Source organism: Paenibacillus chartarius, assembly GCF_042432825.1.
Lineage (GTDB): Bacteria > Bacillota > Bacilli > Paenibacillales > NBRC-103111 > Gordoniibacillus > Gordoniibacillus chartarius.
This window is the reverse complement of the sequence record NZ_JBHLWN010000067.1, coordinates 36,345-58,653: the sequence shown is the minus strand read 5'-3', so window position 1 is coordinate 58,653 and position 22,309 is coordinate 36,345. Positions and strand designations below refer to the sequence as shown.

Genomic DNA, 22,309 nt, shown 5'->3' with positions numbered 1-22,309 from the left:
GCTCCTTCACAGAAATCCCGGAGGAAACGAAGTATAATAGCCTTACTCAATCCGATGAGACGTATGGAACATTTTATCGATGGACTAGGGGATGGACAATATGCTGCGTAAACTATGGAAAGCGCTGACTTCGTCCGAGCCGCTGCAGAAGCCGCCGGAAGCCTATAAACAGCTTGAGATTGAAGCGACGATCAAATGCTATGTATCCGACCCGGACCGTCCGTTCCGGCTGCACCTGAAGGTGCTGAACAAGGGCTCCTTCTTCACGAAGGACATCTTTATCGAGAATGCCGGCGAGCGGGCGCGTTACGAGCTGTTCTTTAACTATTCGGCGCTGGGCATGGGGGCTGAAGAGCTGGAGCGGTACGGGGCGACCGATACGGCCGAATACTGCTTCTCCTCGCTGGAGGAAGCGAAGAAGGTCAAGGAAGCGACGGTACAGTACATTCGCTTCTTGTGCAAGGAGCATCAGGAATCCGTTAAATCGACGCGGAAAATTTCATAACGGCAAGCGTGGGCCCGCTTCGGAAATGTTCGTAGACTGATGGCGGCCCCCGGCTGATTACAAGAAACAAGCTTCCGTGACCCGCTGTGAAAGCGGGTCACGGAAGCTTGTTTGGATTGTAAGCAGGAGACGATATGAAGCGACGCTCACGCTGACGGTTGCTTATAATCAGGCGGAGCAGTGTGATGCACGGACCGGCCCGATGAGGGTCGGAACGGTGGGGAAGCGGCATTTGCGTTACTCCTATTAAACCGTGGAGCTTTCCGCCGCAATGCCATATACGCTCTCATAGACGATGGCCGGGAGCTCCTTCAACTGGGCATAATAGTCGCTTGGCGACAGCTGGCCGCTTGCCATACGGAGATAGAGCTGCTCCGACAGCTGCGCAACCTGAAGCTCAATGATGTCCTGCGCCGGTTTGCCGTTCGCTTCGGCGATATCGGCGAGCGAGCGTCCCTCATACAGAGCATCGGAAATCTGCTGCTGGTCGCTTGCCCCGAGGGCCGCCAGAAAACGATCGAGGTCCGCAGCAGCCTCATGGTTATCTACATCTACGTGCCGCGGCTGCAAGGCTTCAGCGTTCGACTTTGTGAGGCCCGTACTCATTGTCATGGTTATGGCTAACGTCCCGACCGTGATCAGCCGTTTTATCATCGTTTGAATCCTCCGTCCGAATTCGTTCTGAATGTTAAGCCCATTATGCAAGGTGAAGCTGAATCGTACTTGATTCCGCGCTGAGTGTTTGCTGAATGTTAGTGCCGCTTTCCTCCGCAGGCGTTGAATCCCGCCAAACCGACTTTTTCAAATATCAATACGAGATGAAGGCAGGATAGGTGCCATATTATTTTTTTCCTGCGAGGAAGGGATTCATAGCGCAGGTAGTTGTTGGTAATATTACCTGAAGAGATCAAGCCGCAGGAGAAGAGGCCTTATGCCGCATCGCAAATTCCAATCGGATAACATAAAACCCCGCTATGCCAAAGGGAAAATATCCGTACTCGGGATCAACTCGGTATATCCCCGCACTCCTTGGATTGCCGCCTGGTGGTCTGTTGCCTTCCCGGGGTTTGGGCACATGTACATAGGTAAGTACCTGCATGGCTTTGTGCTGATCATTTGGGAACTTGTGGTCAACAGTCAGTCTAATTTAAATATGGCGATTGCCTTATCCTTTCTTGGCAGGTTCGAGGAGGCAAAGGCTCAACTCAACCAGGACTGGGCTTTGCTTTACGTGGCCGTATATGCATATTGCATCTGGGACAGTTACCGTTGTACGGTGGAAGTCAATAAAAGTCACATTTTGTCTGAAGTTGAAGATGCACCTATTTCACCTTCGGAGGTCAGCTATTTTGATGTAGTCATCCTTGACAAGAGAAATCCCTGGGTGGGTATGGTCTGGTCGATCTTATCGCCGGGCTTGGGGCAGCTGTATGGCGGCAGTACGATTGTCGGCACATTTGTTTTGGCCTGGTGGATATTTGTCTGCTATAAGGCTGCGGCCGTTCGTGCCGGGCTTTATTCGTTCCTTGGAGATTTTAGCAGCGCAGCAGCCATGGTGGACTGGCAGTGGTTTCTATTTCTGCCTTCGATGTACGCTTTTGCAATTTATCATGCCTATGTATCGGTAAATGAAAGCAACACGTTATTCGACATTGAGCAAATACGATACCTTAGAGTGAGGGCTGCAAACTTGGCACAATTAAACACTGGAGAAAATAATACAGTAAAGATCGTCGCCACATTTGAACACTCACCTTTTGTGGAGATGGTTATCCATGACATGGAGAAGCTGGGGGTCCCTTCGCACCATATCGTTGCACTGCCTCTGGAAAACCTTGAGTCTCAAACACATATCCTGGACTCCATTCATAGGGTAGATGGCAGAAGTATTCTGGACGGAGCGATGATGGGCGCGACGATCTTCGCGGTTCTGGGTGCGGTATATGGATTCGTTCTGTACTGGGGGCCAATAATTTGGGGATTGCTTGGCTTAGTGGGCGGCTTCATTCTGGGATTGATCATCGAATTGGCGGTCAGTAAAAAGAAAGTAACCGTTTTTGCGAGCCGTAAAAGCGAGGTCCTTCTCGAGGTCAGCTGTACTCCCTCTCTGCTGGATCAGTCGATTAAAATTCTTAAAAAGCGGAGAGCGACCGGTTACACGGTCAAGCCGCAATGATTCGGATTCCAAGTTCCGGTTTTGTTCAGGCCCCCCTGCTGATATAATCTAGTTATTCATTGTACATGCAAAAGATACGGACAAGGGGATGCTGGACGATGCGGGCATATTTGAATTTGCTGCAGGATATTTTGGATAATGGCGTCAAGAAGGAAGACCGCACGGGCACGGGGACGCTGTCCGTCTTCGGGCGGCAGATGCGCTTCGACCTGTCGGAGGGCTTCCCGCTCGTGACGACAAAGAAACTTCACCTTCGCTCGATTATTCACGAGCTGCTGTGGTTCCTAAGCGGAGACACGAACATCCGGTATTTGAAGGAAAATAAAGTGTCCATCTGGGACGAGTGGGCGGACGAGAACGGCGACCTCGGACCGGTATACGGATCGCAGTGGCGCTCCTGGCCTGCTCCGGACGGGACGAAGATCGACCAGATCAGCAAGGTGGTCGAGCAGATCAAGCGGACGCCCGATTCGCGGCGGCTGCTGGTGACTGCGTGGAACCCGGCTGAGGTGGACAAGATGGCGCTGCCGCCGTGTCACTTCGCCTTCCAATTTTATGTAGCGGACGGTAAGCTTTCGTGCATGCTGACGATGCGCTCGGTCGATTCGTTCCTCGGCCTGCCGTTCAACATCGCGAGCTATGCGCTGCTGACCCATATGATGGCGCAGCAATGCGGTCTGAAACCGGGCGAATTCATTTGGTCCGGGGGAGACGTGCATATTTACTCGAATCACATGGAGCAGGTGAAGCTGCAGCTGACCCGGGAGCCGTACCCGCTGCCGAAGCTTGTGATCAAGCGCAAGCCGGATACGATTTTCGATTACGTGTATGAGGATTTCGAAATTGTCGGCTACGAGCATCATCCGGCGATCAAAGGCGAGGTGGCGGTATGACGATCGCGATGCTGCTGGCGATGGACCGCAATAACGGCATCGGGATCGACAACAAGCTGCCCTGGCGGCTCCCGGCGGACATGGCGTATTTTCGCAAGGTGACGAAAGGGCGAACGGTGCTAATGGGGCGCAAGACGCATGAATCGATCGGCAAGCCGCTGCCCAACCGGCTCAACGTGATCGTGACTCGCGATCCGAGTTACAAGGCGGAAGGCTGCGTCGTCGAGCACTCGCTGGAGGAAGCGCTGCGCCGGCACAATCCCGCGGATGACGAGCTGATCGTGATCGGCGGTGCGGAAATTTGCAAAGCGGCCATGCCTTATACGGACAAGCTGTATATTACCCATATTTATCATGAATTTGCGGCGGATACGTTTTTTCCGGAAATCGAAGCATCGGTTTGGGAAGTGACGTCGCGGGAGCCCGGAGTGAAGGATGAAGAGAACCCGTACGATTACGAATTCGTCGTCTACGAGCGGAAGACGGGGACTTGATTCAGGATACGGACTGGGAGATAATGGGAGGACAGTCGGTTTAATAGGGAGAGAGATTTATGAAATATTACGCCGTATTTCTGCCAATGCTGGATGTGGAGCTGAGTCAGACGTACCGTCCGGAGCATCTCGAGTATTTGGAGCAGAGGGCGAAAGAAGGGAAAATTTTGGCCCGGGGCCGGTTTACCGACGGTTGGGGCGGAATGGTCATCTACAAGGCGGGATCGATCGCGGAAGTGCAGCAAATGGTCGACGAGGACCCGTATATCGTGCATAGAGCGCGGACGTATGAAATTCACGAATGGGAAATGCTGCTCACCGAATAAAATGTTGCAAGGGCTGCCTCGTCTGTAGCGGACGAAAGCAGCCCTTTGTGTTGCAGGAAGGCCATGTATGAGGAGATTAAGCCGAACGAGCCGGCCTGGAGGCGTTAGTGACTTCGGCCGGGTTCGAGGAGCCCAGCAGCAGCGAACCGCCGATATAGGCGAAAGCAAGCAGCAAGTACGAGAACGAGACGTCCAATACGCGGATCTTGATGAACATGCCGAGCACGAGCAGCGTAATAGCCGCCGTCAGTACGACACCGACGTGCTTCGGCAGCACCCGTGCCGTCAGCATGCCGACGGCGGTCAAGATCAAACCGATAAACAGGAACGGCATAAGCGGAATCAGGACGGCGAGCTGCAGCGGGTACTGATCGGTGGCGAGCGTGTGGATTTGATCGTTGATGACTTGGAGCTGCTCGGGTGTCGTAACGTTATGGAAAATGATCGGGTACCCCATGATTTGCAGCGGCCCATGGAAAATTTCAAACATCAAGGCGATGAACAGGAGCGGCAGTCCGAGCCAGCCCCACCATTTGAGCTTGGCGGCTTGGCGCAAATAGATGGCCGGAAGGCCGAGCAAAATGAGCGTCGAAGCCCAGGCCAGCAGCACGTGGGTGTTGACCGCGTAGGCGACGAAGCCGGGAATCTCGGCGACGGTTTCCGGCGTATCGCCGGCGTGCAGCAGCTGGCCGACGCCGCCCATAAGGCCGCCCAGCAGAAGGGCAAGACCGGATAGGCGAAAATAGTTCGAACTGATTGTAACGTTCATGAGTGGTATTTACCTCCTCGGGATAGTTGGCGGTTGCCGATGAGCTTATTGTATAGCCCCGGGTATCCCCGCCGGCAGAGGAGCCGATTCCCGGTTTCCGGGAAACCGGACCGGGAAATTGCGGTGAAGCCCGACGCGGGCGTTTACGGCGATTCGGGGCGGTTGCTATAATCGGTGTAATAGATTCGGTGAATGGCTTCTACTTAGAGACAGGGGATGTTCGAAGCGATGCGCTGGATTCGATGGGGTGCCTTGGCCGTAGCCGTCTATTCGCTGGCGCTCGTGCTGATGTTTGCGGCCGCATTGCCGCTGTTTTACCGGGAGCTGCGAGACGTGTGCGCCTACCGCAGCTGCGAAGCGTTCTATAATCCTGCTCCGGGAGCGGGCTGGCTGGAGGCGAACGGCTGGACGAGCGTGCAGTACGCGTGGGCTTACACGGGGCTGTACGCGCTGTTTGCGGGGCTATTCTTTGCCGCTGGCGCCGTGCTGTTCGCCCGCAAGCGCGGCGATGCGATGGGGCTGCTCGGAACGTACATGCTGTTTACGCTGGGAACGACCTTTATTCCCGTAATCGACGCACTGAAGCCGCTGCATCCGCTGCTGAACGGCCTTGTCCGGTGGGTCGGAGCGTTCGGCATGCCTGCCTTTATTGTATTCGTCAGCTTGTTTCCGAACGGCAAGCTCGAGCCGGGCTGGTCCAGATGGCTGGTCCTGACGGTTATAGCCGTGCGCGTACCGGGGATGCTGGCGCCGGGGACGGCTCTGGATATACAAAACGCGATGCCGGTGTTTGCCGTATGGTTCGTGGCGTGGATCGGCACGATGATCTTCCTGCTGGTGTATAAATACCGGCGAACGATGAGTCCGACCGAACGGCTGCAGACGAAATGGGCGGTGTTCGGCTGCCTGGCGGCGATAGCGGGACTAGCCGGATGGACCGCCGTCTATGTGATCAACCGGCCGGCCTGGGACGCCAACCCTTATTTGATGTATGTGCTGGAGCTGGGTATCCAGCTGTCGATGTGTGCGATCCCGGTGACGCTGCTGATCGCCTTGCTGCGCTATCGGCTATGGAACATCGATCCGCTGCTGAGCCGAACGCTCGTGTACGGCATTCTGACGCTGTGCGTGGTCGGCTTGTACGCCGGCTCCGTCGGGTATCTGAGCCTGCTGTTTCAAACGAGCGGCTCATGGGCGATTTCATTCGCGGCCACCGGCCTTGTGGCCGTGCTGTTTCACCCGCTGCGGGTTCGCCTGCAGCGGATGGTAAGCCGCTGGCTGTACGGCGGGCAGGGTGATCCGCTCGCGACGCTAGGGCGGCTCGGCGAGCGTCTTGCCGAGCCGCTGGCCCCGGAGGAGGCGCTGCAGGCGGTGGCGCGGTCGGTGCGCGAAGCGGTGCGAGCGCCGTACGTAGGAATCGCGCTCGGCGGTGCGGAGGAGCCGGTCGCCGAAACCGGCAGCCGGCCTCGGCAGCCGCTCCGGCTGCCGCTTATTCATCGCGGCGAACGGGTCGGGACTTTGCTGCTGGCCATGCCCGCCGAAGGGGATGCCGGAGGCTGGGGAGCCGCGAAGGATAACGGCAAGCTGCTTGAGCTGCTGAGCCGGCAAGCGGGAGCTGTCGTGCAGGGCGTGCAGGCGACGTATGAGGTGCAGCTGCTCGCCGCCGACCTGCAGGAGTCCCGGGAGCGGCTCGTTCATGCGCGCGAGGAGGAGCGCCGCCGGCTGCGGCGCAATCTGCACGACGATCTCGCGCCGCGTCTTGCGTCGCTGCTCTACACGTCGGCCGCGGCGGAGCAGCGTATCGACCGGGAGCCCGCCGAAGCGAAGGCGATGCTGGCCGAGCTGCGCGGCCACATTCGCCGTACGATTGCCGACATCCGTACGCTCGTGTACGACCTTCGTCCGCCGGCCTTGGACGAGCTCGGCTTGGTCGGGGCGATCCGCGAGCGGATCGCCGACATGGCCGGCTCGGCGCGGGCGGGACTCGCGCCGTCGCCGCCGGCGGCGGGAGCGCCGGGCTGGAGCTTCGAGCTCGATGCGCCCGAGGCGCTCCCGCCGCTGCCGGCCGCCGTCGAGGTGGCGGCCTATCGGATTGCGACGGAGGCGCTCGTCAACGTCGCCAAGCACACGCGCGCCGCACACTGCGTCGTGCGGCTGCGAGCGGGCGGCGGCCGCCTCGAGCTGGAGGTGCGCGATAACGGCGGCGATGCCCGCGCTGCCGCCGACCGCTCCGCCGGCGCGCCGGGCGGGCTCGGCCTCGCCTCGATGCGCGAGCGCGCCGCTGAGCTGGGCGGCGTGTGCCGGATCGAGCCGGCGCCGGGCGGCGGTATGGTTGTGCAGGCGTGGCTGCCATACGAAGAGGTTCAGGGATTAAGTGCGGAAGATCAGAAGAGAGAGGCGGGAACGGCATGAGCGATACGAATACCGGGGGAAAGGCCGGCAAGCTGCGCATCCTGATCGCCGACGATCATCCGCTGTTCCGGCAAGGCGTACGCGCCCTGCTCGCCGGCTCGCCGGACATGGACATCGCCGGCGAGGCGACGAACGGGGAGGAGGCCGTCAGCTTGGCGGCCGCACTGGAGCCGGACGTCGTGCTGATGGATATTCGGATGCCTGGCTTGAACGGCATTGAAGCGACGAAGCGGATTGTCGGCAAGCAGCCGAAGGTGCGGGTGCTCATCTTGACGATGTTCCAGGACGATTCGTCCGTGTTCACGGCGATGCGCGCCGGGGCGCGCGGCTACGTGCTCAAGGATGCCGACGAAGAGGAGCTGATGCGCGCCATCCGCGCCGTTGCGGGCGGGGAGGCGATCTTCAGCCCGAATATTGCGGCGCGGATGATCGATTACTTCGCGATGACTCGTCCGGCTGCGCGGGAAGAGCTGTTCCCGGAGCTGACGACCCGCGAGCGCGAGGTGCTGTACCTGATCGCCGACGGCGCCTCGAATGCGGAGATCGCCCTGAAGCTGGAGCTAAGCGGGAAAACCGTTGCCAATTACGTGACGAACGTGCTCAACAAGCTTCAGGTCGAGGGGCGCTCCGAAGCCGCCCGTATCGCGAGGGAAGCCCGGCTGGGCGGCGGAGGGGCGGAGTGAACGATAGATCCGCCGCAGCCTGCTTTCGTGATACTCAGACTTTACCGTGAAGCCGGCATACGGGCATGCGATAATGTGAATGAGAGCGGACTTCAACAAGGTGGAGGTTGGGATGTGGCGGCATTTCACATTCGCAGGATGCGGCAGCCGGACGATTACCCGGCGATTGCGCCGCTGCAGAACACGATCTGGTCGGAGCCGACGACGCCGGAACGGCTGAAGGACGACGAGGACAAAATTCCCCCGGGCAGGCTGGACTACGACGACAAGGGCAATTTGACGGGATGGGATCGTCCCAAATGGGTGGCGGAAGACGAACAGGGTCAAGTGGTCGCTTACGCGATCGCTTGGCGGGCTCCTTGGACGGAACCCGGAACATTGATGTGTACGCTTGTCGTTCGCCCGGACCGTCGCCGGAACGGGATTGGTGGAGCGCTGTACGAAGCAGTGCATCAATGGGCTGTAGAGGTGAGGGCCTCGCGCTTGATCGGCCATGTAAGGGAATCGGATGAGGCATCGGCAGCTTTTGCTCAGCGGCGCGATTATGTCAAGGAGCGCCATATGTTCGAATCGGTGCTTGATCTCGCTTCGTTCGACGGCAGTTCGCTATTTGATGCTGTCCGTGAAGCGGAGCGGTCCGGGATCCGATTCGCGACGCTTGCGGAGGAGCCGGGGGAAGAGAACGAGCGCAAGCTGTATGAGCTGTATAAAATAACGCATCGGGATATTCCGGGTTATTCCGGCGGCTTTCCCTGGTTCGAAGAATGGAAGAAGTGGAGCATTGAGCTGCACGGCGTTCGTCCGGAATGGATTCATATTGCGAAAGACGGAGAACGCTATATCGGTGTTGTCACCCTGCAGCTGAATGAGCAAACCGGGGCCATGTATCACGATTATACCGGTGTGCTTCAGGAATACCGGGGACGCCGCATCGCTCTGGCGTTGAAGCTGCTCGGCGTGCAGACGGCCCGTGCATGGAACGTTCCTTATCTGCGAACGCATAACGATTCCATGAACGGCCCCATGCTGCGCATTAATCGCGAAATGATCGGTTTCCGGGCGGAGCCCGGGGAGTACAAGATGGTACGCGAGCTCCGGCCGTCATGAGAGATTCATGGAGGAGACCTGCACCGCCTTGGTAAACGGTTTCGGCAGGATGAGATCAAGCATGGTTGACATGCAGTTGCCGGTCTGTTTTAATAATAAACAATAAAAGCCATGATCAAGGACATGAATCCTTAACGCGAGCCGCCCAGAGAGAGAGGACATTGGCTGAAATCCTCTTCGAGAACTCCATAAGGATTTACCGCCTTGCAGCTGCGATCTTGAAATCAAGGCCCCGCCCTTGAGTGTAAACTTCGCCGGGTATTCCCGTTACAGAACTTGAATGAGGATTCGCTTCTCGGTGAATCAAATTAGGGTGGAACCACGAGCATACTCGTCCCTTTCGGGATCAGTATGCTTTTTTTATTTTGTCAAAACACATATCACATACAAGCCATGATCAAGGACATGAATCCTTAACGCGAGCCGCCCAGAGAGAGAGGACATTGGCTGAAATCCTCTTCGTTAACTCCGTAAGGATTTACCCCCTTGCAGCTGCGATCTTGAAATCAAGGCTCCGCTCTTGAGTGTAAGGTTCGCCGGGTATTCCCGTTACAGATTTGGAATGAGGATTCGCTGCTTCGCGAATCAAATTAGGGTGGAACCACGACGCATTCGTCCCTTAGCCGGGACAGGTGCGTCTTTTTTATTTCAATAATTGATGAAAGGGTGCTGCAGCATGTTGTGTAAAATCACTTTTCCTGATGGTATGGTACGGGAGTATCCGGCCGGGACTACCATTGGGCAGATTGCGGAATCGATCAGTCCCGGACTGAAGAAAAATGCCGTCGCAGGCGCACTGAACGGCAAGCCGGTCGACCTGGCCGAGTCCATACGGGGGCATGCCTCCATTGAGATTTTGACGCTGGATAATGACGGAGGAATCGAGGTGCTTCGCCATAGCGCCGCACACCTGCTAGCCCAGGCTCTGCGCAGAATGTACGGTGAGAATAACGTAAAGCTTGGAGTCGGTCCCGTGATCGAGAACGGTTTTTACTATGACGTCGATCTCGATGTACCGATTTCCACGGAAGATTTCGATAAGATCGAGAAGGTAATGCAAAGCATCATTCAAGAAAATGTGCCTATCGTTCGCCGTGAGGTGAGCCGTGAAGAAGCTGTCCGTATATTTACCGATCTTGGGGATCCGTACAAGCTGGAGCTGATCCGCGATCTGCCGGATGATTCCGTCATCTCGATCTACAGCCAAGGCGAATTTTACGATCTTTGCCGCGGACCGCATCTGCCGTCCACCGGCCGAATTAAGGCTTTCAAGCTGCTGAACGTCTCAGGAGCCTACTGGCGCGGCGATGCAAACAACAAGACCATGCAGCGCATCTACGGAACGGCATTCCCCAAGCAAAGCCAGTTAGACGAGTATTTGCGTCTATTGGACGAAGCGAAGAAGCGCGACCATCGTAAGCTCGGGAAAGAGCTTGGACTGTTCATGTTCTCCGAAGAAGCGCCGGGCATGCCCTTCTATTTGCCTAAGGGAATGACGATTCGCACCCAGCTGGAAAATTTCGCCCGCGAGCTTCAAGAGCGCCGCGATTATGACGAGGTTCGGACCCCGCTCATGATGAATCAGCGCCTATGGGAACAATCGGGGCACTGGGACCATTACCACGAGCATATGTATTTTACCGAAGCGGATGAGGAGAAATTTGCCTTGAAGCCGATGAACTGCCCGGGACACATGCTCATTTACAAAAACAATCTGCATTCGTACCGCGAGCTCCCGATTCGTCTGGCCGAATTCGGTCAAGTGCATCGGCATGAGTTTTCAGGGGCGCTTAACGGGATGATGAGGGTAAGAACGTTTTGCCAAGATGATGCCCATATCTTCCTGCGCCCGGATCAAATCGAAGAGGAGATCGGCCGGATTCTTTCATTCATCGATGACATGTACCGGGTATTCGGCTTCGAGTACCGGATTGAGCTCTCGACAAAGCCTGAAGACGCAATGGGGTCAGCCGAGCTGTGGCACAAAGCCGAAGGGGCGCTGCAGAGCGTATTGGACAATCGGGGAATCGACTATCGCATGAACGAGGGGGACGGTGCTTTCTATGGGCCGAAGATCGATTTTCACATTCTGGATGCTTTGAAGAGAAGCTGGCAATGTGCGACGATTCAGCTTGATTTTCAGATGCCGGAGAAATTTGACCTGACGTACGTCGGGGAAGACGGACAAAAACATCGTCCGGTAGTCATCCATCGAGCTGTGTTCGGCTCCATTGATCGATTCATCGGTATTTTGACGGAGCATTACAGCGGGGCGTTCCCGCTTTGGCTTGCGCCGGTTCAAGTAAAGCTGCTGCCGGTATCCGATCGTTTTCTGGACTATGCATGGCGTGTGAAGCAAGACCTTGAAGAAGCCGGTATTCGTGTGGACATCGACGGGCGTAATGAGAAGCTTGGCTACAAGGTCCGTGAAGCGCAGCTGGAGAAGGTCCCCTATATGCTGGTCCTTGGGGAAAACGAATTAGCTTCCGAAACCGTCTCCGTCCGAAAACGCGGCGGAGAGGATCTTGGGACCAAAGGCTTGCAAGATCTCATTCCTCAGATATGCGGGGAAATAAGCGGGAAAAGGTGATCTGCGTATGAAAAATGCGGCAGTCCGTAACGATGCAATCGTTACAGGCTGCCGCTTTATGCTGCGATTACGCCTTATTGCGGCGCAGAAGAGTCAGGATTAGAGAGAGTGCGCCCAGCACGACAGCAACGATGGAGAGGATCAGCGGCAGCTGGGAAGCTTCACCGGCACCGGAGCTTGCCGCCGTATCGGCCGTGTGAGCGGCTCCGGTATCGTGTCCGCCGGCGGCTGCTGCTCCAGCCGGCTTGGCGTTTACCTTGGTAACGGAAGCGGGCTTATCCGAGCCGGATGCACCGACCCATTCGACAACCTCGCCGTCCTTGTACGTCTGGTAAGCCTTCCACGTAATGGCTGTCGCGTTGTCACCGACCTTGCCGCTCATGTTGAATTCGGTAAATTCCGTAGCCGCTAAGCCATCGCCTTGCGCCGTCCATACTATGCTCGTTACGGCACCGGTGGTGTCTTTGGTCATCTGGTAGGTCCAGCCGGCCTTAGGCTCCACCCGGGACACGCTGACATCGGCAGGGCTCAGGCGTATTTCGACCTTCACGGTAGACGTATTCTGTTTCTCGGAAGGCACACGGACCGTGAACTTCTCATAAGACCCCTGGGTCGACTGCTGCGGGTAGACAACGACGTGAGCGCTTGCCGCTGCGGCAAAAGCCATAAGCCCGATCAGCAGCGCCAAAGCGCTGATACTCATTTTTTTTAACATCAATGATCATCCTTTCGATTCCGGTTCATTCCTTCGTTACTCATCCTACCCGAAATCGGCGTGCCGTAACATGGCTAAGACGGGCTATTTTCGCTGCGATTCGTGAGCATTTCGTGTCCAGCCGCGCTGGATGGCATAGGCGGTCAGCTGGACGCGGTTGTTCAGGCCGAGCTTGTCCAAAATATTTTTCATATGATTCTTCACCGTATTCTCGGCGATCACCAGCCGCTCGGCAATTTCGCGGTTGTTGTAGCCGGCCGCGACGAGCGTTGCCAGCTCCTGCTCCCGCGCCGTCAGCGGCGATGCTCCCGCTTCCGTCGCGGAAGCCGAATCCAGCGCCGGATGCGACCGGAACCGGTGAAACAGCTTGTCGGCCATTTGCCTCGGCACCTCGGCGTGATCGTCCAGCAGTGCGAGGAGGTAGGCGGACCATTCGTCGGGATTCATATTTTTGAGCAAGTAGCCTTGGGCGCCGTTCCGGATCGCTGTGAACAGATCGGCTACATCGTCGGACACCGTAAGCATGACAACCCGAATGTGGGGATGCCGCAGCTTGATGAGCTTGGTCGCTTCCAGCCCGTTCATCCCGGGCATCTGCAGGTCCATCAAGACCGCGTCGGGCAGCAGCTCGTCGCACAGCCGCACCGCCTCGGCGCCGTTCACCGCTTCGCCGATAATGGTGAACGGAGAATCCGGGCCCGACAGCACGCTTCGGACAGCCTGGCGCGCCAGCTTATGATCGTCGGCAATGAGCAGCCGATAGGCTCCTGGTATCGTCACGGTTCCCGCCTCCTTTGGCAGCTGGCCTTAATTCGCGTTCCCCGGCCGTCCGCAACCGGCGAAATGACGTGCAATTGCGCCCCCAGCTCGCGGGAGCGGCGGCGCATCAGCTCCAAGCCGTAGGACCCGCCTGCAGAGCCGGACGCTTCGGACGACTCCTTGGCCGACTGATCCTCCGGCTGCAATCCCGTTCCGTCGTCCTCGATGATCAGCTCCCAGCCGTCCGATCCTCCCGTGAGCTTCAAGGTCGCCGATTCGGCATGCGAATGCTTGCGGATATTCGTGAACGCCTCCTGCACGATGGCGAACAGCTGCAGCTCCTCCGCTTGGGTAAACGAACCGGGCGATACGCGAATATCCGCCATCGCTTCCATCCCGCTGAGCGAGCTCCATTCCCGCAGCCAGACGGTCAGCCGGGTCGCGAAGTCGAGCGATCTGTCGGAGGCGGTGCGGAGATTGAAAATCGCCTGCCGCACCTGCTGGTCAATGTCGCTGACCGCCGAGCGCGCCTCTTCGATTTTCCCCTGATTCAGCATCACGCCCGTGAAGAACAGCGTCTGAGCAATGTTGTCGTGGAGCTCCCGCGCGAGCCGTTCACGTTCCTCATAAACCGCCCGTTTCGCCTGCTCCTCGGCGAGGCGCTGGTTGATTTGCTCGAACCGGCCGAACACCCAGGTCGCGAACAAGTATGCTAGCAGCAGCGTTAAGAGCGTGATATATAGATTGCCTGTTTCCATGGACAAATAATGCTCGAGCCAATCGTGCCGCGCGTACTCGAAGCCGCCGATCAGAAGCGTCGGCAGCGCGATTGTCCAAAATTTCAGCTGGCGAAGCGACATCTCCGTCAAACTCCTTTCCTTAACCAAGTGATCGTTTTTCCACATTCTATCATATTTACTCATACGCATCTTCTACTTCCCCGAGCTATATGGTACAGTAGTGAAGATTCTTTATTCGTCAGGAGGACTTCGTTATGTGGAAACGGCTTTGGCAAGAACGCCGCAGCTGGGTCGGCTACCCGCTTGCCGTTTTGGCGCTGCACATCGCAGGCTTGGCGCTGCTCGCTTCAGCGGCCTCGTCGAATCCGGCACTATGGAGCATAGGCGTCTTGTCCTACACCCTCGGCATGAGACATGCTTTCGATGCCGATCATATCGCCGCTATCGACAACACCGTTCGCAAGCTCATTCAGCAAAATCAACGGCCGCACGGAGTCGGCTTTTATTTCGCGCTCGGCCATTCCTCCGTCGTGTTTCTGATGGCCGTTGCGATGGCCTTCTCGGTCGGCTGGGCGATGGAGCATTTGCCCCAGTTCGAAAGCGTCGGGGGCGTTATCGGCTCAGTCGTATCGGGGTCGTTCTTGTTGCTCATCGGCATCCTGAATTTAATCATTCTTATCCAGCTGTTCAAGCTGTTCATTCAGTTCCGGCAAGGTCGCCACACGCAGGATCAGTTTGAGGAGCTGCTCGAATCCAGAGGCTTATTCGCCAGACTGCTTCGTCCGATGTTCCGGTTCATCCGCCGTTCCTGGCATATCTATCCGCTCGGCTTCTTGTTCGGACTGGGTTTCGATACCGCTTCGGAAATCGCGCTGCTGTCCATCTCCGCCGGAGCGGCGAAAGAAGCGGTATCGGCGGCAGGGATCTTGGCGTTCCCGATCCTGTTCGCCGCAGGCATGAGCTTATTCGACACGGCGGACGGCATGTTCATGACGACGGCCTACCGCTGGGCGTTCGCGTCCCCGCTGCGCAAGCTGTATTACAACCTGATCGTCACACTGCTTGCCGTCATTGCGGCACTGACGATCGGCATTACGGGTCTCGCGCAAGTCATCAGCGAAAATCTCGGCTTGACCGGGGCTTTCTGGACATGGGTGCAGGAGATCGATTTCGGTATTCTCGGCTACCTCCTCGTGGCTGCGTTCCTGCTTGCATGGGCGGTGTCGTTCGGGCTGTGGAAGCTGCTGCGTTTAGGAGAAGTGCCGGTTGGGAAGACGACGGAATTATAAAGGTTGAATCTAATTGATATGAACGTTCATTCGGGAGTTAGCCTCAGGCTGGCTCCCGATTTATTTTGCTTGGAGGTAGGAACAGGAGGAGAGGTGTCGAACTACATTGAAGACTATTTGTCATATAAAGTTGGCCGGACGGCTCGAATCATAGAGTTCCTATCACCCCTAGGGAGGAAACCATGCTCGGCAAATTGGATTATAAAACTCTCGCAATAGGAGCGCTTATTTATTTCATAGGAATTTATCTGGCGGGTTTCCTGATCTTGCTGCTGCTTCTCGCCGTTGAGAGCATTTTCCCAGACTTAAGTTTCGCGAACATGTTCAACCACGCGCTGGAGACTATTCTGGACTTTGCGATTGCGTGGGTGGTCGTGTTCGGTGCCGGATACTTCGCCGCACAAAGAACGTTACATAGAGAAATCAACCACAGCCTTGTTCTGGGGATGATCATTTTCACGTTGAGTTTGATCGGCACGATCGTAGACGTGTTCAACCCGAAAGGCGACCCGTTTTTGGTGAATATCTCATTTGACCTTTCGCTGCTTGTTCTTACATATCTAGGGGGGATACTTGCACAGCGGAAGGAAGAGAGGCTTGGAGAATCATGAATCCTGCTAACAACAATGATTCGATTTCAACGAATATAGGAATAAGGAGTGCACTGACGGTGCTCATCAGAGAAGCGAACGACGCCGAACTCGAGCTGGTAAGAGCCATTATGGCCGAGGCATTCAGTGAATACAAGGATAAGCTTGTACCGCCTTCGGGAGCCCTTTCGGAAACGACGGAGGCCATAAGACGGAAGATTGCAGGCCGTGGCGGGGCCATTCTGGTCTGGAAGGAGTCGGAAGCGGTCGGCTCGGCCCAGTATTATTTTGAAGACGCTTATCTGTATATCGGCCGGATCTCCGTGCTGCCCGCATGGAGAGGGCAAGGCATCGGCAAAGCGATCGTATCTTATTTGGAAGAGTTGGCCAGAAGCAAGGACGTATACGAAGTCAGGCTGGGCGTGCGGCTGTCCATACCGGACAACGTTACGTATTATACCAAGCTGAATTACTCGCCGATTGAGGAGCATGAATATCCCGGTAAAACGGATCGATGGTATATTATGAGCAAGAGTCTGCGATAGCGGCGTAAGCGGCCAAAGGATAAAGCCGCTATGAGGATCGCCGAACAATTAACCAACGATGCGTCCGAAACCATAGAGCGGGGTGTCCTAATGGCTAGAATAGGAATCGTACGGCACGGAAGCACGTTATGGAATAAGGAAGGCAGAGTGCAGGGGAGCTCGGACATTCCGCTGGATGAGGAGGGCATCTGTTTATATTGCTATGTTAGGTATGGGATTTTCTCTCAATAATATTTATGGTCTCTTTGTGACGATGGAAAGCAATCAACTCGTGACCTCACGCCGGCTAGGCCGGACATTGACTTGCCTATCGTTTTGTCGGATGATGTGGACTGGCGGGAACGCGGCAATCAATCGTCGACGGTTACTTGGTGGAATATTTTATGAATCCGCCGCGGCAAATCCGCCAATACTTTCAAGACGATGATAACAGCCGCAGCGCGTTGTCGATGGTTCGATTTGTGACGGGGCGTATTTTGTTCGATCGGGAAGGTACGGTACGGGAAATGAAAGCGGAAGCTCGCCGCATCCGCCCGTGAGCCGTCCAATCACCTTGAGAAAGGAGCAGGCAGATGAAAGTGATCATAACGAAAGAAGACTACTGGCAATTAAACAAATTTGTGATGCTAAGCAAATATAAGGCGACCGTGTACTCCTACTTAATCGGGATGCCGATCATTATCGCATTAATCCTGTATGTGACGAAAACATCGCTTTGGTACAGTGTAACGTTCGGACTGACTGCAGGCATACTGATTCACCTGTTTTCCTACTTCCGTCTCAAGCAGAGAGTGTACAAACTCACTGTCGAAAACAAAGGGATTGTCGGAGAACAAGAATTGGAAGTAACGGAGAAAGGACTTGTCTGGAAGAATGAAGCGACGGAAGGTCTGACCCAATGGTCGGGGATCGAGGGCGTCGAACAGAACAAGGAGTACGTATTCATCTTCATAAACAAAATTATGGCCCATATCGTTCCCAAGCGTACATTCGAATCGCAAACGGAGCTAGACCGTTTCCTTGCCGGCATTCAACAAAACTTGATGAATAGCAAGTAATCTCTTTCCTTATGATTTAGCGGCCTGGGGATGGTACGGTGAGTCTTGTTGCGATAAAATATACCGGTGTTCAATTGTAATCGACTTGAGCAGTATCGTATCACGCCGGTACATGTGTGAACGAGCATTTGTTGGAGAGGAGCTCCCTCATGGATCAAATGTCGAAAGACGACCGCATGCAGCGGATCATGGAGCGGACCCGCGAGCTGTTTCTGAAAGACGCACGGCAGCGGATGGCGAAGCTGAACGCATGCATCGGGCAATGGCGCGGCGGAATCGTACCTGACGGGGAGCTTATCGATCACCTGTATCGAACGGCTCACAATTTGAAGGGCGTGGCGCTCACTGTCGATCTGAAGGAGCTGCACCGCAGGTCCGGGGACCTAAACGATTTCATTGTACGGCAGGGGCTTGAATCGGGGAGAACGATGACTCCGGACGACATGAAGATATGTCTGCAGCTGGCAGCGGAGCTGAACGCGGAGCTGGAACGGATTGGTGTCGTGTAAAGATTTTGTTAATACGTTCCGGGGTAAAGGAAAAATGACGGCTGTTGTCGAATATCAGAATGTTATTTCTACACACTATAAAAAAGCTTGGAAAGTTGGTTCAGAATGATTGAATTTCAGAACGTATCCAAAGTTTATTCGAACGGGACGATCGGTCTCAAGAACATTAATTTGACGATTAAGAAGGGCGAATTTGTGGTCATCGTCGGCTTGTCCGGCGCCGGAAAGTCGACGCTGCTGCGCTCGATCAACCGGCTGCATGAAATTACGGACGGACAAATCGTCATCGACGGCAAATCGATCACGGCGGCCAAGGGCGGAGAACTGCTGCGCATGCGCCGGGATATCGGGATGATTTTCCAAAGCTTCAACCTGGTCAAGCGCTCCTCCGTAATTCGCAACGTATTGTCGGGACGGGTCGGCTACCACTCGACGCTGCGCATGCTGCTGGGCATGTTTCCTCAGCACGACGTCGATCTGGCGCTGAAGGCGCTTGAACGCGTCAACATTCGGGAGAAGGCGTATTCGCGGGCGGACGAGCTGTCCGGCGGCCAGCAGCAGCGCGTATCGATCGCAAGAGCGCTGGCCCAGGAAGCGAAAATCATTCTCGCCGACGAGCCGGTCGCTTCGCTCGACCCGCTGACCACTCGTCAGGTTATGGATGATTTGAAGCGAATCAATCAGGATCTCGGAATTACGACAGTCGTCAACCTGCATTTTATCGACCTTGCCCGCGAGTACGCAACGCGGATCATCGGACTTCGCGCCGGAGAACTGGTCTACGACGGACCAGCATCGGAAGCGACCGATGAAGTGTTCAGCCACATCTACGGCCGGGCGATCAAGCAGGACGAGCTGCTGGGAGGGACCGGGCATTGAAAACGGCTTCCACGGCAGTTAAGCCGCCCCGCACCAAGTTATATGTGACCGTTCTGATTTTGTTTGTTTTATTCGTCGGCAGCGTGTATCAGACCGAATCGACGATTCCGGCGCTTGTCGAAGGCATTCCGGAAATCGTCAAGTTCATCGGAGAGATGTTCCCGCCGGATTGGGCGTTCTTCGTGAAGATCTGGAAGCCGATGGCGGAGACGCTGCAAATGTCGATTCTCGGCACGATCGTCGGGGCGCTGTTCGCCTTCCCGATGGCGCTGCTCGCGGCGCGCAACGTGACGACGGCCGCCTGGATTTCGGTTCCGGTTCGGCTCATCCTGAACTTGTTCCGGACGATTCCGGATTTGCTGTACGCGGCGCTGTTCGCCGTACTGGTCGGCTTTGGTCCGACCGCCGGTACGATTGCGCTTTTCTTCTTTACGTTCGGTATATTGTCGAAGCTGGCCTATGAGTCGACGGAAGCGATCGATCCGGGGCCGCTCGAAGCGATGACAGCCGTAGGCGCCAATAAGCTCAAATGGATTCGCTACGGCGTCCTGCCTCAAGTTGCGCCTACTTATTTGGCGCATTTGCTGTACACGTTTGAGGTGTCCATCCGCGCATCGGCGATTCTCGGTCTCGTCGGCGCAGGCGGCATCGGCCAGCTGCTGCGCAACGTGCTGGACCTGTTCCGCTACGATCAGGCGAGCTCGATCGTCATTTACACGCTAATCGTCGTTCTTGCGATCGACCTGGTGTCGACGCGCATCCGCCGTTACTTGCTGAGCGGAGGCAGTGGCCCGGCTTCGCAGCATCGTGACAAAATCTATACGTGGATCGGAATCCTTGTGACCGTGGCATTGGTTGTTTGGGCGTTGACCGGTTTGGAGCTTACCGGCTTCCAGCCGACGACTTGGCAGTTCACGAAGGCGATGATCAGCGGCTTGCTGCAGCCGGATTGGGGCTTCGTGTGGATGGAGGAAGGCGAGGACTTGATTCGCCTTATGCTGCTGACGCTGTCGATTTCGTACCTTGGCAACATCGTATCCGCCGTGCTCTGCCTGCCGTTCGCCTTCTGGGCGGCAACGAACATGAGCAAATCGCGCGCGATCTCCGGAACGGGCAAGTTTATGCTCAGTGTCATCCGTACCGTGCCTGAGGTCATTATGGCCCTCATCTTCATTAAAGCGGTCGGACCGGGCCCGTACGCCGGGGTGCTCGCGCTCGGTCTGCACTCGATCGGCATGCTCGGCAAGCTGTACTCGGAAGCGATCGAGAACATGGATATGGGACCGGTGGAAGCGATGACGGCTGTCGGTGCGAATCGATGGAAAATATTATCGTTCGCCGTCATCCCGCAAGTCATTCCGGAATTCCTGTCCTATGCTCTGTATCGCTTCGAGATTAACGTCCGTTCGGCAACGCTGCTCGGGATTATCGGCGCAGGCGGTATCGGTACGCCGCTGATCTTCGCCATTAACGCCCGCGGCTGGCATCGCGTCGGCATTATTTTGATCGGGATTATCGTCACGGTTTCCATCATCGATTACATCTCCGGCGCTCTGCGCAAACGGATTGTGTAAGCAATACGTGTCATGCAAAAGACTGCCTCGCCGATGAACCGGCGGGGCAGTCTTTCGTTACGCTGCGAAATGTTCGTTGTGATGGGCATGAAAAGCTTATACTGGCATGGCCATGCTTTGCGGAATGAGCCTCGAATCGGAGGCATCTTAGCTGTTTAAGCGCTTTCGGTTGGTCGCGGCCATGCTTGCCGTCCGGCTCGAGTAGGGGGCAGCGTCAGGTTCGTCCAAGACAATGATGTGCTCCACCAGTTCGAGCGGCAGCAGCACGTTGTTGATCTTGAGAAGTCGGAAAGGCTCGTAAAAGTGGGAAATGACGCCAACAATGTCATTCGAACCACAGCGGACGGACACGGTTTTCTTGCAGCCAATGAGCATATCGAACAAGAATGTTCACCTCTCTACCATATATGACACCTGCAGAAGAGCGTTTGTTATGGTCGGTACGATGTTTTTTTGTAGAAAATCGCTCTTTGGACGCGCCACATCCATCTTATGCAGGCAGAGAGCCATAAAGAATAAAAAAACCGCCCCGCCGGATCGGCGGAACGGTTTGGGAAAATGGCGATTATTTCAGGCCCATTTGCTTGTTAGCTTCACGAACGATATCGAAATCTTTGTCTTCTGCTACAACGTAGCCTTTGTGGGAGTAAACGTCGGAGATGACCTTTTGGCCTTCCGGATCTTTACCGATAGCGATGAACGCGTCTTGGATCTTCTTCTTCCAAGCTGCATCCATATCAGGACGAACGGCGATTGTGTCGTTCGGGATCTTGTCTGTGAACGTCAGGACGCGAGTGTCCTTGATAGCGTTCGGATAGTCTTTGGACATTTGTGCGCGGATGTCCTGGAATACGCCGACTGCGTCAACTTGACCGTTCAACAGAGCGATAACCGCTTTGTCATGGCCTTGGAACTGCGTAGGCTGAACGTCGGTTTGCGGGTCGATGCCGGCTTTCTTCAGCACGAGGCCCGGATATACGTAGCCTGCAGCAGAAGTAACGCCCTGCCAGCCGATTTTCTTGCCTTTCAGGTCTTCCACTTTCTTGATTGGGGAGTCTGCCTTAACGACGATCATCGCTTTGTAGTAGTTCACGAGCTCAGTCGTGTTCTGACCCGTAGCGTCGTCTACGCCGAAACGCTGTGCTTGCAGCAGCAGGTCAGCGGCTTTACGAGTGTCGTGTGCCACAACGTAGTTGGACGGCGGCAGGAAGCCGATGTCGACTTTCTTGGAAGCCATTGCTTCGATAACGGTATTGTAGTCAGTGGATACCGATACTTTAACCGGGATGCCGAGGCGGTCGCCGAGCATTTTCTCCAGCGGCTTCGCCTTAGCTTCGAGGGTTTCGGCATTTTGCGAAGGTACGAATTGAACGGTCAAAGTTGTAGGAGCATAACCTGCAGCCTCAGGCTTTTTCTCTTCAGGCTTCGTAGCTGCCGGTGCAGGTGTCGTTGCGTTGCCATTGTTTTGTGCAGTGTTGTTGTTCGTTTGTCCGCAAGCTGCGAGCAGGCCTGCAGCCATAACGGCAGTCAGGCTGATTGTTGCAAATTTTTTCAACATGGTTGACCTCCGTAATATATTTCTTTCATGACCATAGACAACTATACCATAGAATGCCCATTTGGTATGTAAAAAAAATGTGAAGAAGCAAAAATGGTGCAGAATGCTGTATGATATTGAAGATTGGAGTGTGACATT

Annotated in this window: 24 protein-coding genes and 2 pseudogenes; 19 read left to right on the top strand and 7 right to left on the bottom strand. The window is 55.7% G+C overall.

What is annotated here, in order from left to right; translation table 11 throughout:
* The first annotated feature begins 100 nt into the window (after positions 1 to 100).
* Positions 101 to 505 carry a hypothetical protein gene (locus ACFFK0_RS16190; protein ID WP_377471305.1) on the top strand — a complete coding sequence of 135 codons (405 nt, stop codon included), beginning with the start codon at positions 101 to 103 and terminating at the stop codon, positions 503 to 505.
* A gap of 246 nt (positions 506 to 751) precedes the next feature.
* On the opposite strand, the gene ACFFK0_RS16185 is transcribed toward ACFFK0_RS16190, so the two are convergent.
* Positions 752 to 1,159 (bottom strand): hypothetical protein, encoded by a 408-nt coding sequence (locus ACFFK0_RS16185; protein ID WP_377471304.1) that lies wholly within the window; start codon positions 1,157 to 1,159, stop codon positions 752 to 754.
* A gap of 277 nt (positions 1,160 to 1,436) precedes the next feature.
* Between ACFFK0_RS16185 and ACFFK0_RS16180 the strand changes: the two genes are divergently transcribed.
* The 4 genes from ACFFK0_RS16180 (at position 1,437) to ACFFK0_RS16165 (ending at position 4,394) form a co-directional block, all read left to right on the top strand.
* Complete coding sequence (locus ACFFK0_RS16180) at positions 1,437 to 2,681, top strand: hypothetical protein (protein ID WP_377471303.1); 1,245 nt, start codon at positions 1,437 to 1,439, stop codon at positions 2,679 to 2,681.
* Between the two features lie 98 nt (positions 2,682 to 2,779).
* Positions 2,780 to 3,574 (top strand): thymidylate synthase, encoded by a 795-nt coding sequence (gene thyA / locus ACFFK0_RS16175; RefSeq protein WP_377471302.1) that lies wholly within the window; start codon positions 2,780 to 2,782, stop codon positions 3,572 to 3,574.
* Positions 3,571 to 4,068, top strand: coding sequence for a dihydrofolate reductase (locus tag ACFFK0_RS16170; protein WP_377471301.1), 498 nt, complete (start codon positions 3,571 to 3,573; stop codon positions 4,066 to 4,068). The genes thyA and ACFFK0_RS16170 overlap by 4 nt, the downstream gene beginning before the upstream one ends.
* A gap of 59 nt (positions 4,069 to 4,127) precedes the next feature.
* Complete coding sequence (locus ACFFK0_RS16165) at positions 4,128 to 4,394, top strand: YciI family protein (RefSeq protein ID WP_377471299.1); 267 nt, start codon at positions 4,128 to 4,130, stop codon at positions 4,392 to 4,394.
* A gap of 76 nt (positions 4,395 to 4,470) precedes the next feature.
* On the opposite strand, the gene ACFFK0_RS16160 is transcribed toward ACFFK0_RS16165, so the two are convergent.
* Positions 4,471 to 5,163, bottom strand: a complete 693-nt coding sequence (locus ACFFK0_RS16160; RefSeq protein WP_377471298.1) for a hypothetical protein — start codon at positions 5,161 to 5,163, stop codon at positions 4,471 to 4,473.
* A 228-nt stretch (positions 5,164 to 5,391) separates the two neighbouring features.
* Between ACFFK0_RS16160 and ACFFK0_RS16155 the strand changes: the two genes are divergently transcribed.
* From ACFFK0_RS16155 to thrS, 4 genes are all read left to right on the top strand, one after another.
* A complete protein-coding gene (locus ACFFK0_RS16155; RefSeq protein WP_377471296.1) occupies positions 5,392 to 7,575 on the top strand; it encodes a sensor histidine kinase in 2,184 nt (727 codons plus the stop codon).
* Positions 7,572 to 8,258, top strand: a complete 687-nt coding sequence (locus tag ACFFK0_RS16150) for a response regulator transcription factor (protein ID WP_377471295.1) — start codon at positions 7,572 to 7,574, stop codon at positions 8,256 to 8,258. Before ACFFK0_RS16155 ends, ACFFK0_RS16150 begins: the two co-directional genes overlap by 4 nt.
* Before the next feature lie 114 nt (positions 8,259 to 8,372).
* On the top strand, positions 8,373 to 9,365 hold the full coding sequence (locus tag ACFFK0_RS16145) for a GNAT family N-acetyltransferase (RefSeq protein ID WP_377471294.1): 993 nt from the start codon (positions 8,373 to 8,375) through the stop codon (positions 9,363 to 9,365).
* A gap of 676 nt (positions 9,366 to 10,041) precedes the next feature.
* Positions 10,042 to 11,955, top strand: coding sequence for a threonine--tRNA ligase (gene thrS / locus ACFFK0_RS16140; protein WP_377471292.1), 1,914 nt, complete (start codon positions 10,042 to 10,044; stop codon positions 11,953 to 11,955).
* Positions 11,956 to 12,022: 67 nt separating this feature from the next.
* On the opposite strand, the gene ACFFK0_RS16135 is transcribed toward thrS, so the two are convergent.
* The 3 genes from ACFFK0_RS16135 to ACFFK0_RS16125 form a co-directional block, all read right to left on the bottom strand.
* Positions 12,023 to 12,670, bottom strand: coding sequence for a YcnI family copper-binding membrane protein (locus ACFFK0_RS16135; protein ID WP_377471291.1), 648 nt, complete (start codon positions 12,668 to 12,670; stop codon positions 12,023 to 12,025).
* 84 nt (positions 12,671 to 12,754) lie between these two features.
* Positions 12,755 to 13,450 carry a response regulator gene (locus ACFFK0_RS16130; protein ID WP_377471289.1) on the bottom strand — a complete coding sequence of 232 codons (696 nt, stop codon included), beginning with the start codon at positions 13,448 to 13,450 and terminating at the stop codon, positions 12,755 to 12,757.
* Positions 13,447 to 14,352 carry a sensor histidine kinase gene (locus ACFFK0_RS16125; protein WP_377471288.1) on the bottom strand — a complete coding sequence of 302 codons (906 nt, stop codon included), beginning with the start codon at positions 14,350 to 14,352 and terminating at the stop codon, positions 13,447 to 13,449. The genes ACFFK0_RS16130 and ACFFK0_RS16125 overlap by 4 nt, the downstream gene beginning before the upstream one ends.
* A gap of 71 nt (positions 14,353 to 14,423) precedes the next feature.
* On the opposite strand from ACFFK0_RS16125, the gene ACFFK0_RS16120 reads away from it, so the two are divergent.
* From ACFFK0_RS16120 to phnE (ACFFK0_RS16075), 10 genes and pseudogenes are all read left to right on the top strand, one after another.
* Positions 14,424 to 15,458, top strand: coding sequence for a HoxN/HupN/NixA family nickel/cobalt transporter (locus ACFFK0_RS16120; RefSeq protein WP_377471287.1), 1,035 nt, complete (start codon positions 14,424 to 14,426; stop codon positions 15,456 to 15,458).
* A 182-nt stretch (positions 15,459 to 15,640) separates the two neighbouring features.
* Positions 15,641 to 16,069: a hypothetical protein gene (locus ACFFK0_RS16115; RefSeq protein ID WP_377471285.1), complete on the top strand. Its 429-nt coding sequence runs from the start codon at positions 15,641 to 15,643 to the stop codon at positions 16,067 to 16,069.
* Between the two features lie 59 nt (positions 16,070 to 16,128).
* Entirely contained in the window at positions 16,129 to 16,593 is a 465-nt protein-coding gene (locus ACFFK0_RS16110) for a GNAT family N-acetyltransferase (RefSeq protein ID WP_377471284.1), read from the top strand.
* A 90-nt stretch (positions 16,594 to 16,683) separates the two neighbouring features.
* Positions 16,684 to 16,782, top strand: a pseudogene (locus ACFFK0_RS16105) (histidine phosphatase family protein); the annotation flags it as partial.
* Positions 16,783 to 16,976: 194 nt separating this feature from the next.
* Complete coding sequence (locus ACFFK0_RS16100; RefSeq protein WP_377471283.1) at positions 16,977 to 17,132, top strand: hypothetical protein; 156 nt, start codon at positions 16,977 to 16,979, stop codon at positions 17,130 to 17,132.
* 33 nt (positions 17,133 to 17,165) lie between these two features.
* Positions 17,166 to 17,651, top strand: coding sequence for a YcxB family protein (locus tag ACFFK0_RS16095; protein WP_377471282.1), 486 nt, complete (start codon positions 17,166 to 17,168; stop codon positions 17,649 to 17,651).
* Between the two features lie 149 nt (positions 17,652 to 17,800).
* Positions 17,801 to 18,160 (top strand): Hpt domain-containing protein, encoded by a 360-nt coding sequence (locus tag ACFFK0_RS16090; RefSeq protein WP_377471280.1) that lies wholly within the window; start codon positions 17,801 to 17,803, stop codon positions 18,158 to 18,160.
* A gap of 105 nt (positions 18,161 to 18,265) precedes the next feature.
* A complete protein-coding gene (phnC, locus tag ACFFK0_RS16085; protein ID WP_377471279.1) occupies positions 18,266 to 19,039 on the top strand; it encodes a phosphonate ABC transporter ATP-binding protein in 774 nt (257 codons plus the stop codon).
* Positions 19,036 to 19,800: pseudogene (gene phnE, locus ACFFK0_RS16080) on the top strand (phosphonate ABC transporter, permease protein PhnE); the annotation flags it as partial. The gene phnC and the pseudogene phnE (ACFFK0_RS16080), both read left to right, overlap by 4 nt.
* Positions 19,801 to 19,809: 9 nt before the next feature.
* The gene (gene phnE, locus ACFFK0_RS16075) at positions 19,810 to 20,613 is read left to right on the top strand and encodes a phosphonate ABC transporter, permease protein PhnE (RefSeq protein WP_377471369.1); all 804 of its coding nucleotides are present in this window, start codon (positions 19,810 to 19,812) and stop codon (positions 20,611 to 20,613) included.
* Positions 20,614 to 20,760: 147 nt separating this feature from the next.
* Here phnE (ACFFK0_RS16075) and ACFFK0_RS16070 read toward each other — a convergent pair whose 3' ends face one another.
* Together ACFFK0_RS16070 and ACFFK0_RS16065 are read right to left on the bottom strand one after the other, a co-directional pair.
* A complete protein-coding gene (locus ACFFK0_RS16070; RefSeq protein ID WP_377471277.1) occupies positions 20,761 to 20,997 on the bottom strand; it encodes a hypothetical protein in 237 nt (78 codons plus the stop codon).
* Positions 20,998 to 21,178: 181 nt separating this feature from the next.
* Positions 21,179 to 22,171: a phosphate/phosphite/phosphonate ABC transporter substrate-binding protein gene (locus ACFFK0_RS16065; RefSeq protein ID WP_377471276.1), complete on the bottom strand. Its 993-nt coding sequence runs from the start codon at positions 22,169 to 22,171 to the stop codon at positions 21,179 to 21,181.
* Positions 22,172 to 22,309 lie beyond the last annotated feature (138 nt).

What these genes read in the sequence shown, in the direction of transcription:
- ACFFK0_RS16190 (WP_377471305.1), top strand. Translation starts at nt 101, where the DNA reads ATGCTGCGTAAACTATGGAAAGCGCTGACTTCGTCCGAGCCGCTGCAG.
- ACFFK0_RS16185 (WP_377471304.1), bottom strand. Translation starts at nt 1,159, where the DNA reads ATGATAAAACGGCTGATCACGGTCGGGACGTTAGCCATAACCATGACA.
- ACFFK0_RS16180 (WP_377471303.1), top strand. Translation starts at nt 1,437, where the DNA reads ATGCCGCATCGCAAATTCCAATCGGATAACATAAAACCCCGCTATGCC.
- thyA (WP_377471302.1), top strand. Translation starts at nt 2,780, where the DNA reads ATGCGGGCATATTTGAATTTGCTGCAGGATATTTTGGATAATGGCGTC.
- ACFFK0_RS16170 (WP_377471301.1), top strand. Translation starts at nt 3,571, where the DNA reads ATGACGATCGCGATGCTGCTGGCGATGGACCGCAATAACGGCATCGGG.
- ACFFK0_RS16165 (WP_377471299.1), top strand. Translation starts at nt 4,128, where the DNA reads ATGAAATATTACGCCGTATTTCTGCCAATGCTGGATGTGGAGCTGAGT.
- ACFFK0_RS16160 (WP_377471298.1), bottom strand. Translation starts at nt 5,163, where the DNA reads ATGAACGTTACAATCAGTTCGAACTATTTTCGCCTATCCGGTCTTGCC.
- ACFFK0_RS16155 (WP_377471296.1), top strand. Translation starts at nt 5,392, where the DNA reads ATGCGCTGGATTCGATGGGGTGCCTTGGCCGTAGCCGTCTATTCGCTG.
- ACFFK0_RS16150 (WP_377471295.1), top strand. Translation starts at nt 7,572, where the DNA reads ATGAGCGATACGAATACCGGGGGAAAGGCCGGCAAGCTGCGCATCCTG.
- thrS (WP_377471292.1), top strand. Translation starts at nt 10,042, where the DNA reads ATGTTGTGTAAAATCACTTTTCCTGATGGTATGGTACGGGAGTATCCG.
- ACFFK0_RS16135 (WP_377471291.1), bottom strand. Translation starts at nt 12,670, where the DNA reads ATGTTAAAAAAAATGAGTATCAGCGCTTTGGCGCTGCTGATCGGGCTT.
- ACFFK0_RS16125 (WP_377471288.1), bottom strand. Translation starts at nt 14,352, where the DNA reads ATGAGTAAATATGATAGAATGTGGAAAAACGATCACTTGGTTAAGGAA.
- ACFFK0_RS16120 (WP_377471287.1), top strand. Translation starts at nt 14,424, where the DNA reads ATGTGGAAACGGCTTTGGCAAGAACGCCGCAGCTGGGTCGGCTACCCG.
- ACFFK0_RS16115 (WP_377471285.1), top strand. Translation starts at nt 15,641, where the DNA reads ATGCTCGGCAAATTGGATTATAAAACTCTCGCAATAGGAGCGCTTATT.
- ACFFK0_RS16100 (WP_377471283.1), top strand. Translation starts at nt 16,977, where the DNA reads ATGAATCCGCCGCGGCAAATCCGCCAATACTTTCAAGACGATGATAAC.
- ACFFK0_RS16095 (WP_377471282.1), top strand. Translation starts at nt 17,166, where the DNA reads ATGAAAGTGATCATAACGAAAGAAGACTACTGGCAATTAAACAAATTT.
- ACFFK0_RS16090 (WP_377471280.1), top strand. Translation starts at nt 17,801, where the DNA reads ATGGATCAAATGTCGAAAGACGACCGCATGCAGCGGATCATGGAGCGG.
- phnC (WP_377471279.1), top strand. Translation starts at nt 18,266, where the DNA reads ATGATTGAATTTCAGAACGTATCCAAAGTTTATTCGAACGGGACGATC.
- ACFFK0_RS16065 (WP_377471276.1), bottom strand. Translation starts at nt 22,171, where the DNA reads ATGTTGAAAAAATTTGCAACAATCAGCCTGACTGCCGTTATGGCTGCA.